This is a genomic window from Humidisolicoccus flavus (genome assembly GCF_045689595.1).
GTDB classification, from domain to species: domain Bacteria; phylum Actinomycetota; class Actinomycetes; order Actinomycetales; family Microbacteriaceae; genus Humidisolicoccus; species Humidisolicoccus flavus.
The window spans coordinates 1,544,345-1,556,499 of sequence record NZ_CP142724.1 but is presented as its reverse complement, the minus strand read 5'-3'; the positions used below and the strand labels follow the sequence as shown (position 1 = coordinate 1,556,499).

The following is a 12,155-nucleotide window of genomic DNA, read 5'->3' as shown; positions in this document are numbered from 1 at the left end:
GCTGGGGCTGCTGCCGACGCTCACGCTGCTGCGACACGGCGAACCATCCGCGGTCACCACCGTGAGTGCTACGCCTGGGCTTCGGCTTACTCCCGGGCTTCGGCTTACTCCCGAGCTTCGACCTCCGGCGCGTGCTCTGCGAGAAACACGACAATGTCGCCGAGCTCATGCGCATTAATCGAGTGCGGAATCCGATAGGTGTGCTCGTGTGTGTCGAGGTGCTCGTGCATCCACGGCACGGTGCGAGCCACGGCGGCCGGTCCGATCACCGTGTCGAGTGTGCCGCGACCGAAGAACGTCGGAATCTGCGGTGACATCGCCCGAAGCCGTGCATCGCCCTCGTGCTCCCCGGCCGCGACGAAACCCGAGAGCTGCACGAGAAAGTCGAAGCGTTCTGGAGCGAGCCGAGCCAGTTGCAGCGACATCGCGCCCCCTTGAGAGAACCCGAGTACGCCGATGCGTTCGAACTTCTCGGGGAGCGAGTCGAGCCATTCGAGCACTCCCGCCGCCGAGGCATTGATGAGTGTCTGGTCGGTCGAGTCTTGCGATCCTGAGGCGAACCACGCCCAGCCGTCACCGTATTCGAGGGGTGCCCGCAGTGAGGCGATCGTCAGGTTTCGGGGGAGCTCAGGGCCCATGCTGAACAGGTCGCCCTCGTGGCTCCCGAGCCCGTGCAGCATGATCAGCAGCGTGCTGCCTTCACGACCGCCCTCAGCATCGTGCCAGAGCGTGGCCGCAGCGTCGATTGCGTGGATCTGCGTCATACCTCCACGCTAGCGCCCTGCCTCGCCGGGCGCTCGGTTTCTCTCCGAGCACTTGCTCGGGAGTTCGCGCGGCGAGCGCGCGACGGGCAGAATGAGGCCATGGCTGTTCAAACCCCTGACCCGAATCCCGGATGGCTCAGCGACGAGGATCTCGCGGATGCGCGATCAAAGCTGCCGATCCTGTACGTCGAGGCTGTGCCCGTCAGGCTCGACGGCATGGGACAGGTGCAAGAGGTCGGTGTGCTGCTGCGCGTGAACCCGAGCGGTGAGATGTCGCGAGCGCTTGTCGCCGGTCGCGTGATGCTCGGGGAGTCCGTGCGAGACGCACTGTTCCGTCATGTCGAAAAAGACCTCGGTCCGATGGCGTTTCCGCAGTTGCCGGCGAGCCCGAATCCGTTCTTCGTGGCCGAGTACCACCAGATTCCCGGGCAGGGGCTCCTGCACGACAGCCGCCAGCACGCGGTGTCCCTGTGCTTCATCGTTCCCGTGACGGGAACCTGCGACCCTCGACAGGACGCGCTCGAACTCACCTGGGTCAGCCCGGAGGTTGCCGCGGGCGAACTCTTCAGCCAAGAGATGGAGGGCGGCCGTGGGACGGTCGTTCGCGCCGCGCTGGCGCACCTCGGCGCGCTCCGCTGAGTACAAGCACGGCGCTCCGCTGAATGCGACATGGCGTGCCTCGCTGGGTGCAGCATGGCCTGCTTCGCCTAACGCTCTCGTTTCTCCCAGACGATGATGTAGCGCGATGAGTATGTGCGTGAACACTTCGCGCACGAGGCTTGCCGGGTCGGTCGGCGAAAACGGTGATGTTCGTGACCGGCGGGACATTTGCCGATCCACGGCGCGAGGTCCTTCGGAACGTCGCTCGAGTGCAGCCGTCCGCCGTCGTAGCCGAGCTCGTCGGCGATCTTCTTCCACTGCGGCCCGTGCCCGGCAGCGTGGCCCGCGAGCGCGTGCGCGACTTCATGGAGGAGCACCTGGTGGATCTCGTCGTCGTCAAAGCGTGCAGCGAGATGACGGGAGACCGTGATGTGCTTCTTCGCCGAATCGCATTGCCCTGCTCGCGCTCGCGCTGAGTCGAACCCGAAGGTCCACTCGGGGTCGAGGTGCAGAGCGATGAGCGCGTTCGCCCAGTGCCGTACTCGCTCGAGTTCAGCCACGTGGAACCTGGAACACGGATCGTGCTGGCGGCGGTGATGGCACGGCGGACTGGTCGAGCACTGGGGCCGCACCGGAAATGAGCCGATCGAGCTCGTCTCCGATGATGAGCTTCGCTGGGAACGCGTCGCGAGCAAGGATCGCGGGCAGCGCTTCGCTCGGGAGCGGCTGCTGCGATGCGATCGCAACGAGGTTGCCGAATCGACGGCCCTTCAAGAGCCCCGTGTCGGCGATCGCTGCGACGTGCGGGTGCACGACCTTCAGAGTTGCGAGCTGGCTGCGAGCGAACTGCAGCCCCTTGCCGTCGGCGATATTGATCGCGATGATCCCATTCGCGCTCGGCAGCCCGGCGAGCAGCGTGTGGAACTCGATACTCGTGACGTGCGCGGGCGTTCGCGCGCCGGAGAACACGTCGACGATCACGAGATCGACCGTGCCGAGCAGACCGTTCGGAAGTTTGCCGAGCGTTTCTCGGGCGTCACCGTAGCGGAGGCGGATACTTGCTCGCTTCGGCAAGGGGGCGACACTGCGTACGAGTTCGACGAGTCCTGGTTCGAGCTCGAGCACCTGCTGCCGGGACCCTGGTCGGGTGTGCTCGACGTAGCGGGGCAGCGTCATCGCGCCGGCGCCGAGGTGCACCGCAGTGAGGGGGCCGTTGGGGAGCGCATCGATGACGTGACCGATGCGTCGAACGTATTCGTAGAGCAGGAAGTCTGGCCGTTCCGGATCCACGTGCGATTGCGGGGTGCCGTCGACCACGAGCTGAAACCCACCGTCGCCCGAGTACCGCATCTCGGCGAGCATGCCGTTGCTGAGGGTTCCTTCGAGTTCGCTCACTGCTCTATTGTCGCGCACTGCTCAGTGCGAGGTTCGATGCCGGGTGCATGCGGAGCGCGCCCGCGATCGGATTTCAGGGAATCGGACATTGCTCGTAGAAGTATTCGGGTGAACTCGGAGTCGTGAGGTCACGGTCTCGCAAGATCGTCAGCGGGGCTGAGTCCGGGTCGCTGCACACCTCGTCGAACGGCAGCTCGAGCGAGTCGAGGTACTCGATCTGCAAAACGTGCTCGCCGTACACGCTCGTGTACGCACCGCATTCTGCGTAGACCGAGCATTCCTCGGTGACTGCGAAGTCGAAGCCGAGTTCGGTGTGCCCGATTTCCGCCAGCTCCGCGGCGTTCTTCTGGCCGATCGCGAGGTCGAGGCCGTGCGCGATCTCGACGTAGGAACGGGCGAGCGTCAATGCCCCCTCCTCATCGATCTGTCCCGTGGTGGGCGAATCAAAGCGGGTCCAGGTGTCGAGGTTGTCGATTTCGATCGCATCGAATCCCGCCTCGGCGCAGCCGTGCAGCACGGGCTCCATGAGCGAGAGGATCGCGGACCGCTTGGCCTCGGTCGAGGGGTCCAAAATCATCTCGTCGGGCCATTCGGGGTCGATCACCGGTTCGCCGTTCTCGTCACGAAGGATCGGGTCGCCTTCGGAGGCCAGCCACTGCTCGGCTTCGCTGGGCTGCGTCTGGAACCCGTTGACGTAGCAGATATTGAAGAAGCCGGGTTCTGGGAGGTCGCTCGAATCCCGCGCGAGCACGCCGCCGTCGGCGTCGGGTGTGGACGCGCCGCCGAGCTGATAGTCGAAGAATCCGGTCGTCGGCGGGAGCGCAACCGAGATGGCATCGTCGCCCGATATGGATTCGGTACCCGTGTCGGAGGGGGCGGAGTCATTTGGCGCACCGCCTTGTGAAGTCGCTGTGCAGCCGCTCACGAGCAGCAGTACCGCGAGAAACCCGAGGGTTTTGCGCATCTTCCACGTCCTTGCAATTCAGTAATCGAGAGTTTCAGCCGAGTTTCAACCATTTCTCAGGTTGCCCCGTGACCTCAGGAGTAGCGTTGCACCGGTCTCGCGGCTGGACAAGCCGAACCAGGGAAATAACAGTTCTTGTGAAAGGGAGCGGACATGATCATTTGGCAACGGTGGGGGATCCTCGCAATTCTCGGACTGCCGCTCGCGTTGTTGATTGGTCTGGTGGGAATTCGCCCGCTCATCGCTCCCGACAACCCGACTTCGGGGCAGACGAACCTCTCGATGGGCATCGCCCTGGTCATCGCTGCCGCAGCCGTTTGGGCGTTCGAGCGTTTCGTCATGAAGCGCACCCTCGACAAGCCGCGCCCCGTCATGATCCAGCAGCAGCTGCAGCAGCCGATCATTCAGCCGAACGGCAAGGAGCAGTGGTTCGTCGTGACCGAGGCGCGCGACCCGCAGACGGGCCAGATCGTCATGCGCTCGCCGAAGTCGACGCTCTTCTTCATCCCCTTCTTCATCTGGCCATACCTCTACGCGGTGGGCGGGATCCTGTTCATCGTGCTCGGAATCTCTGGGCTCGTCGTCGGCCGATAATCCCGACTCCGAGCGATGGTCGTGAGCACGCTCATATCAATCGCTCGGGACCCTTGCGGGGATTGACCTCGGCGTGTAACGTAGGACGTTGCGCTCCCAGTTAAACCCATGCCTTCATATTGCGGTCGGCCTGTGTGAAAAAGTACACATCACTTTTTTGCTTGTGGATCTGGTGGGCAATCACCGTCGACTCGATCACTCTAAAGGCTCGCAACCCTTTGGAGCACGGAGGTTATTCCTTTGGCTGCTGCCGCATCCACTCCCAAGAACGGTCGGAACGCTTCGCGACTGAGCTTCGCGAAGATTACCGATACACTCACCGTCCCAGATCTGCTTGCTTTGCAGATCGAGAGCTTTGACTGGCTCGTGGGCAACGACACCTGGAAGGAGCGGCTGGCTGAAGCAACAGCAGCAGGCCGCACCGACGTTGCACTGCAATCAGGTCTCGAAGAAATCTTTGAAGAGATTTCTCCGATCGAAGACCTGAGCGAAAAGATGCAGCTCTCGTTCACCAACCCTCAGCTCGACGAGCAGAAGTACTCGATCAACGAGTGCAAGTCGCGTGGCAAAACCTACGCTGCGCCGCTCTACGTCGAAGCCGAGTTCATGAACCACGAAACCGGCGAAATCAAGTCGCAGACCGTGTTCATGGGTGACTTCCCCCTCATGACCCCAAAGGGCACCTTCGTCATCAACGGCACCGAGCGTGTCGTCGTTTCGCAGCTGGTTCGTAGCCCCGGCGTCTATTTCGAGCGCACCCCAGAGAAGACGAGCGATAAAGACGTCTACTCTGCACGCGTCATCCCGAGCCGTGGTGCATGGCTCGAGTTCGAGATCGACAAGCGCGACCAGGTCGGCGTTCGCATCGACCGCAAGCGCAAGCAGTCGGTCACGGTCTTCCTCAAGGCTCTCGGCCTCACTGCAGAAGACATCGCACGCGAGTTCAAGGGCTTCGCTTCGATCGAAGAGACCCTCGCAAAAGACCCCGTCATGACGAAGGAAGATGCGCTCCGCGACATCTACCGCAAGCTTCGTCCAGGCGAGCAGGTCGCCGCTGAGGCTGCCCGTGCGCTGCTCGACAACTTCTACTTCAACGGCAAGCGCTACGACCTCGCGAAGGTTGGTCGTTACAAGATCAACCGCAAGCTCGGTATCGACGCGCCAATGACCGACTCGGTGCTCTCGATCGACGACATCGTCGGCACGATCAAGTACCTCGTCGCGATGCACGCCAATGAGACCACCATCCCAGGTGTTCGCAAGGGCAAGGCTGTTGACATCCGCCTCGACACGGACGACATCGACCACTTCGGCAACCGTCGTATCCGCGCCGTCGGCGAGCTCATCCAGAACCAGGTCCGTACGGGCCTCGCTCGCATGGAGCGCGTGGTTCGCGAGCGCATGTCAACGCAGGACATCGAAGCGATCACCCCGCAGACCCTGATCAACGTTCGCCCGGTTTCCGCGGCGATCAAGGAGTTCTTCGGTACCAGCCAGCTCTCGCAGTTCATGGACCAGAACAACCCGCTCGCAGGGCTCACGCACAAGCGTCGTCTCTCTGCGCTCGGACCGGGTGGTCTGTCGCGTGAGCGTGCAGGTGTTGAGGTTCGAGACGTTCACCCGTCCCACTACGGCCGTATGTGCCCGATCGAGACGCCGGAAGGTCCGAACATCGGTCTGATCGGTTCGCTCGCGTCCTTCGCGCGCATCAACTCCTTCGGTTTCATCGAAACCCCGTACCGCAAGGTTGAGAACGGTGTCGTCACGACGCAGATCGACTACCTCACCGCGGGTGAAGAAGACGAGTTCGTCGTTGCACAGGCGAACGCGCCACTCAACGACAAGTCGACCTTCGTCGAGAAGACCGTCCTCGTTCGGAAGAAGGGTGGCGAGGTTGAACTCGTCGCTCCAAACGATGTCGACTACATGGACGTCAGCCCTCGCCAGATGGTGTCGGTTGCGACCTCGCTCATTCCGTTCCTCGAGCACGACGACGCAAACCGCGCACTCATGGGTGCCAACATGCAGCGTCAGGCTGTCCCGCTGCTCCGTAGCGAGAGCCCGCTCGTCGGAACCGGTATGGAAGGCTACGCAGCAATCGACGCCGGCGACGTCATCACCGCAACCGGTGCTGGTGTTGTCGCTGAAGTTTCCGCGAACCTCGTCACCATCCAGCTCGACGCTGGTGGCACGCAGGACTACTACCTGCGCAAGTTCGACCGCTCGAACCAGGGCACGAGCTACAACCACCGCGTCATCGTCAGCGAAGGCGACCGCATCGAAGTTGGCGAAGTCATCGCAGATGGCCCCGCGACCGAGAACGGTGAACTCGCACTCGGAAAGAACCTCCTCGTGGCATTCATGCCGTGGGAAGGCCACAACTACGAAGACGCGATGATCCTCAGCCAGCGCCTCGTGAAGGACGACGTTCTCTCCTCGATCCACATCGAGGAATACGAGATCGACGCTCGCGACACGAAGCTCGGGAAAGAAGAGATCACTCGCGACCTTCCGAACGTTGGTCCAGAGCTGCTCGCAGAGCTCGACGAGCGCGGCATCGTTCGCATCGGTGCAGAGGTTCGCCCAGGCGACATCCTCGTCGGTAAGGTCACGCCAAAGGGTGAGACCGAGCTGAGCGCTGAAGAGCGACTCCTGCGCGCGATCTTCAACGAGAAGAGCCGCGAAGTTCGCGACACGTCGCTGAAGGTGCCACACGGCGAGCAGGGCACGATCATCGACGTCAAGCACTTCCGCACTGACGACGGTGACGACGAGCTCGGCTCGGGTGTTCACGAGAAGGTTGTCGTGTACATCGCGCAGAAGCGCAAGATCACCGAAGGTGACAAGCTTGCTGGCCGCCACGGCAACAAGGGTGTTATCGCGAAGATCCTCCCAGAAGAAGACATGCCGTTCCTTCCAGACGGAACCCCGGTTGACATCGTGCTCAACCCGCTGGGTATCCCGAAGCGAATGAACTTCGGTCAGGTCCTCGAGACACACCTCGGCTGGATCGCGAACCAGGGCTGGAACATCGAGGGCGCTCCTGAGTGGGCCGCTCGCATCGGTGAAGCAGCTCGTTCGGCTGAGCCGGGCACCAAGGTGGCGACACCTGTGTTCGACGGCGCATCTGAAGCTGAGATCGTGGGTCTCCTCGACTCGACGACGCTCAACCGTGACGGCGATCGCGTGATCGACGGCTCCGGAAAGGCGACGCTCTTCGACGGCCGCAGTGGCGAGCAGTACCCGTACCCGATCTCGGTTGGCTACATGTACATCCTCAAGCTGCACCACCTCGTCGACGACAAGATCCACGCTCGTTCGACCGGACCGTACTCGATGATCACCCAGCAGCCGCTCGGTGGTAAGGCTCAGTTCGGTGGACAGCGCTTCGGTGAGATGGAAGTTTGGGCGCTCGAGGCGTATGGCGCTGCCTACACGCTGCAGGAGCTCCTCACGATCAAGTCCGACGACATCCTCGGCCGCGTCAAGGTGTACGAGTCGATCGTCAAGGGCGAGAACATCCAGGAGCCGGGCATCCCTGAGTCCTTCAAGGTGCTCATCAAGGAAATGCAGTCCCTCTGCCTGAACGTCGAGGTGCTCGCAGCAGACGGTTCGACCGTCAGCCTGCGCGACACCGACGATGAGGTGCTTCGCACGGCCGAAGAACTCGGCATCAACATCTCACGGCCAGAACTCTCGTCAATCGACGAGATCTAGCCCAAGCGACGATTCAGAAGTTATAAGGAAGAGAACATTGCTCGACGCAACAACGTTCGATGAACTCAAGATCGGCCTCGCAACGGCCGATGACATTCGCGGATGGTCGCATGGTGAGGTCAAGAAGCCAGAGACGATCAACTACCGCACCCTGAAGCCAGAGAAGGACGGCCTCTTCGGTGAGCAGATCTTCGGGCCCTCCCGCGACTGGGAGTGTGCCTGCGGAAAGTACAAGCGAGTCCGCTTCAAGGGCATCGTGTGCGAGCGCTGTGGAGTAGAGGTCACCAAGTCCTCCGTCCGCCGCGAGCGCATGGGCCACATTGAGCTCGCTGCTCCCGTTACCCACATCTGGTACTTCAAGGGTGTTCCGAGCCGCCTCGGTTACCTCCTCGACATGGCGCCGAAGGACCTCGAAAAGGTCATCTACTTCGCCGCGTACATGGTCATCGAGGTCGACACCGACGGCCGTCACGAAGACCTTCCGGGTCTCGAGAGCGAACTCCGCCTCGAAATCCAGGAGATCGAGAAGGACCGCGACTCACGTATTGCAGCTCGACTGCAGCAGCTCGAGAGCGATCTCGGACAGCTCGAAGCCGATGGTGCAAAGGCAGAGCCGAAGCGCAAGGCAAAGGACGCCGGCGAGAAGGAAATGGCGCAGATCCGCAAGGGTGCTGACGACCAGATCGCTCACCTCGAGCGCGTCTTCGACGACTTCCGTGGACTCAAGGTTGGTGACCTTCGCCCAGAAGACGCCACCTACCACGAGCTCGTCGACCGCTACGGCGACTACTTCGAAGCGCACATGGGTGCTGAGGCAATGCAGAAGCGCCTCGCAGCATTCGACCTGAAGGCCGCTGCTGAAGAGCTGCACCTCCAGATCGCTGAGGGCAAGGGTCAGAAGAAGATCCGCGCTATCAAGCGCCTCAAGGTTGTCAACTCGTTCCTGCAGACCGGCAACTCGCCGGCTGCGATGGTGCTCGATGTTGTGCCAGTGATCCCACCGGAGCTCCGCCCAATGGTGCAGCTCGATGGTGGCCGCTTCGCAACGAGCGACCTGAACGACCTCTACCGTCGTGTGATCAACCGCAACAACCGTCTGCGTCGCCTGCTCGATCTCGGCGCACCGGAAATCATCGTGAACAACGAGAAGCGCATGCTGCAAGAAGCAGTAGACGCACTGTTCGACAACGGTCGCCGTGGTCGCCCAGTCACCGGTACGGGAAACCGCGCCCTCAAGTCCCTCAGCGACATGCTGAAGGGTAAGCAGGGTCGATTCCGCCAGAACCTCCTCGGAAAGCGCGTTGACTACTCCGGCCGTTCGGTCATCGTGGTCGGTCCGCAGCTCAAGCTGCACCAGTGTGGTCTGCCGAAGCAGATGGCGCTTGAACTCTTCAAGCCCTTCGTGATCAAGCGACTCATCGACCTTTCGCACTCGCAGAACATCAAGCACGCCAAGCGCATGGTTGAGCGTTCGAAGCCACAGGTTTGGGATGTTCTCGAAGAGATCATCCGTGAGCGCCCGGTTCTGCTGAACCGCGCACCAACCCTGCACCGCCTGGGCATCCAGGCCTTCGAGCCACTGCTCGTCGAAGGTAAGGCAATCCAGCTGCACCCACTCGTCTGCTCGGCGTTCAACGCTGACTTCGATGGTGACCAGATGGCTGTCCACCTGCCGCTCTCGGTTGAGGCCCAGGCCGAAGCTCGCATCCTGATGCTCGCTTCGAACAACATCCTGAAGCCTTCGGACGGCCGTCCGGTGACGCTGCCGACACACGAGATCGTGTCCGGTCTGCACCACCTCACGACCGTCAAGCCAGGCGCCACCGGTGAAGGCCGCGTGTTCTCCTCGGTTGCTGAAGCGATCATGGCAATGGACCAGGGCTCGCTCGACCTGAACGCACTCGTGCGTTTGCGTCTCTCGGGTCTGACCTTCCGTCCGGAAGACCAGCCAGAGGGTTACAGCGAAGACGGCTTCTACCTCGTCGAGACCACGCTCGGTCGCGCACTGTTCAACGAGACGCTCCCAGAGAGCTTCCCGTTCGTGCAGCGCCAGACCACCAAGCCAGTGCTCTCTGAGATCGTCAACGATCTCGCCGAGCGCTACCCGAAGACGGTCGTCGCTTCGACGCTCGACATGATCAAGGACGCGGGATTCCACTGGGCTACTCGCTCGGGAATCACCGTTGCGCTCTCTGACATGGCGACGCCGAAGGCGAAGCCGGAGATCGTGGCAGCAGCTGAAGCGAGCGCACTGCAGGTTCAGGCGAAGTACGACACCGGTCGAATCACTGACGCTGAGCGTCGCAGTGACTTGAACGAACTGTGGACGAAGGCGACGAACGAGGTCCAGAAGGCCACGATCGAAGCGTTCGACGAGCAGAACAGCATCTACCGGATGGTGTCCTCGGGTGCAAACGGTAACTGGATCCAGATCCGTAACATCACGGGTATGCGTGGTCTTGTGACCAACCCGAAGGGTGAAATCATCCCGCGTCCGATCATCTCCTCGTACCGCGAGGGACTGTCGGTTGCTGAGTACTTCATCGCAACGCACGGTGCTCGTAAGGGTTCGGCTGACACCGCGCTCCGTACCGCTGACTCGGGATACCTGACTCGTCGACTCGTCGACGTCTCACAGGACGTCATCATCCGTGAAGACGACTGTGGCACTGAGAAGGGCCTCGACATGCCGATTGCGGCGCTCGTCGATGGTGTGCTGACTCGTGACGAGAACGCAGAGTCGAGTGTTTACGCTCGTAACCTCGCTGCAGATGTCGTCTCCCCTGAGGGCACTGTTCTTGCGAACGCCGGCGAAGACATCGGTGACGTGCGGATCAACGCCTTCATCGAGTCCGGTGTTGAGCGCGTCAAGGTTCGCTCGGTCCTCACCTGCGAATCAACCGTTGGTGTGTGTGCTGCCTGCTACGGTCGCTCACTCGCGACCGGCAAGCTCGTCGACATCGGTGAAGCGGTCGGAATTATCGCTGCACAGTCGATCGGTGAGCCCGGTACCCAGCTGACGATGCGTACCTTCCACACTGGTGGTTCGGTGGGCGCGAGCGACATCACGCAGGGTCTGCCCCGTGTGACCGAGCTCTTCGAAGCCCGTACGCCGAAGGGTGCATCGCCAATCGCCGAGGCTGCTGGTCGTGTTCGCATCGACGAGGACGAGAAGAGCCGCAAGGTTGTCATCGTTCCCGACAACGGTGACGAAGAGATCGCGTACCCAGTGCTCAAGCGTGCAACGCTGTTGGTCGCCGATGGTGACCACGTCGAGCAGGGTGACCAGTTGCAGGTCGGCTCGATCGACCCGAAGGAAGTCCTCCGTGTCCGCGGTGTCCGCGAAGTGCAGAAGCACCTCGTCACCGGTGTGCAGGATGTCTACCGTTCGCAGGGTGTGCCGATTCACGACAAGCACATCGAGGTCATCGTCCGACAGATGCTCCGCAAGGTCACGGTTGTCGACCACGCTGAAACCGACCTGCTCCCAGGTGAGCTCGTCGACCGTCAGCGCTACAACCTGCTCAACCGCGAAGCGCTCACCGCAGGTCGCAAGACCGCATCGGCTCGTCAGGAAGTCATGGGAATCACGAAGGCGTCGCTCGCGACCGAGTCGTGGCTCTCGGCAGCTTCCTTCCAGGAGACGACGCGCGTGCTCACGCAGGCCGCGATGGACGGCAAGCGCGACCCGCTGGTCGGCCTCAAGGAGAACGTGATCATCGGAAAGCTGATTCCTGCCGGAACCGGTCTTGCTCGGTACCGCGACGTCACTGTCGAGGCAACCGAAGAGGCGAAGGCAGAGCGCTACCCGAACCGGATCTTCGCAGATCAGAGTTCCTTCGGTGATGACGACTTGAACTTCGTCGACTTCGAGTCCTTCACCTCTGGTGATGGCTTCGGCGAAGAGCCAGGCGTCTACAACTAGTCGGCACTGCACGTCAGACTGATTCCTCTGAGGAGTCAATCTCAGCACAACGGCCCCGGGGTTTCCCCGGGGCCGTTGTGCGTTTCCAAACGCCGTCTTCGGATCCGGCGCCAGGCTCGCTTGCAAACGCAGGCTTCTCGAAAATGTCGCGCGCCTGCGGGGTACAGCTCGCGCTCATCCATAGACTGCAGGCGCA

At 61.9% G+C, this 12,155-nt stretch carries 8 protein-coding genes; 4 read left to right on the top strand and 4 right to left on the bottom strand.

Annotated features, from left to right (window positions below; translation table 11 throughout):
* Positions 1-104 precede the first annotated feature (104 nt).
* Entirely contained in the window at positions 105-764 is a 660-nt protein-coding gene (locus tag U2H20_RS07420) for an alpha/beta hydrolase (RefSeq protein WP_430591658.1), read from the bottom strand.
* 99 nt (positions 765-863) lie between these two features.
* On the opposite strand from U2H20_RS07420, the gene U2H20_RS07415 reads away from it, so the two are divergent.
* A complete protein-coding gene (locus U2H20_RS07415) occupies positions 864-1,403 on the top strand; it encodes an NUDIX hydrolase family protein (RefSeq protein ID WP_430591657.1) in 540 nt (179 codons plus the stop codon).
* A 68-nt stretch (positions 1,404-1,471) separates the two neighbouring features.
* Here the strand turns inward: U2H20_RS07415 and U2H20_RS07410 are convergent, their stop codons facing one another.
* From U2H20_RS07410 to U2H20_RS07400, 3 genes are all read right to left on the bottom strand, one after another.
* Complete coding sequence (locus tag U2H20_RS07410; RefSeq protein WP_430591656.1) at positions 1,472-1,924, bottom strand: SprT-like domain-containing protein; 453 nt, start codon at positions 1,922-1,924, stop codon at positions 1,472-1,474.
* Positions 1,917-2,726, bottom strand: a complete 810-nt coding sequence (locus tag U2H20_RS07405) for a spermidine synthase (protein ID WP_430593610.1) — start codon at positions 2,724-2,726, stop codon at positions 1,917-1,919. Before U2H20_RS07405 ends, U2H20_RS07410 begins: the two co-directional genes overlap by 8 nt.
* Before the next feature lie 106 nt (positions 2,727-2,832).
* Positions 2,833-3,723, bottom strand: a complete 891-nt coding sequence (locus U2H20_RS07400) for an endo alpha-1,4 polygalactosaminidase (protein WP_430591655.1) — start codon at positions 3,721-3,723, stop codon at positions 2,833-2,835.
* A gap of 153 nt (positions 3,724-3,876) precedes the next feature.
* Between U2H20_RS07400 and U2H20_RS07395 the strand changes: the two genes are divergently transcribed.
* The 3 genes from U2H20_RS07395 (at position 3,877) to rpoC (ending at position 11,959) form a co-directional block, all read left to right on the top strand.
* Positions 3,877-4,317 carry a hypothetical protein gene (locus tag U2H20_RS07395; RefSeq protein WP_430591654.1) on the top strand — a complete coding sequence of 147 codons (441 nt, stop codon included), beginning with the start codon at positions 3,877-3,879 and terminating at the stop codon, positions 4,315-4,317.
* Between the two features lie 240 nt (positions 4,318-4,557).
* Positions 4,558-8,034, top strand: a complete 3,477-nt coding sequence (rpoB, locus tag U2H20_RS07390; protein WP_430591653.1) for a DNA-directed RNA polymerase subunit beta — start codon at positions 4,558-4,560, stop codon at positions 8,032-8,034.
* Positions 8,035-8,071: 37 nt separating this feature from the next.
* A complete protein-coding gene (rpoC, locus tag U2H20_RS07385) occupies positions 8,072-11,959 on the top strand; it encodes a DNA-directed RNA polymerase subunit beta' (protein ID WP_430591652.1) in 3,888 nt (1,295 codons plus the stop codon).
* The last annotated feature ends 196 nt before the right edge of the window (positions 11,960-12,155 follow it).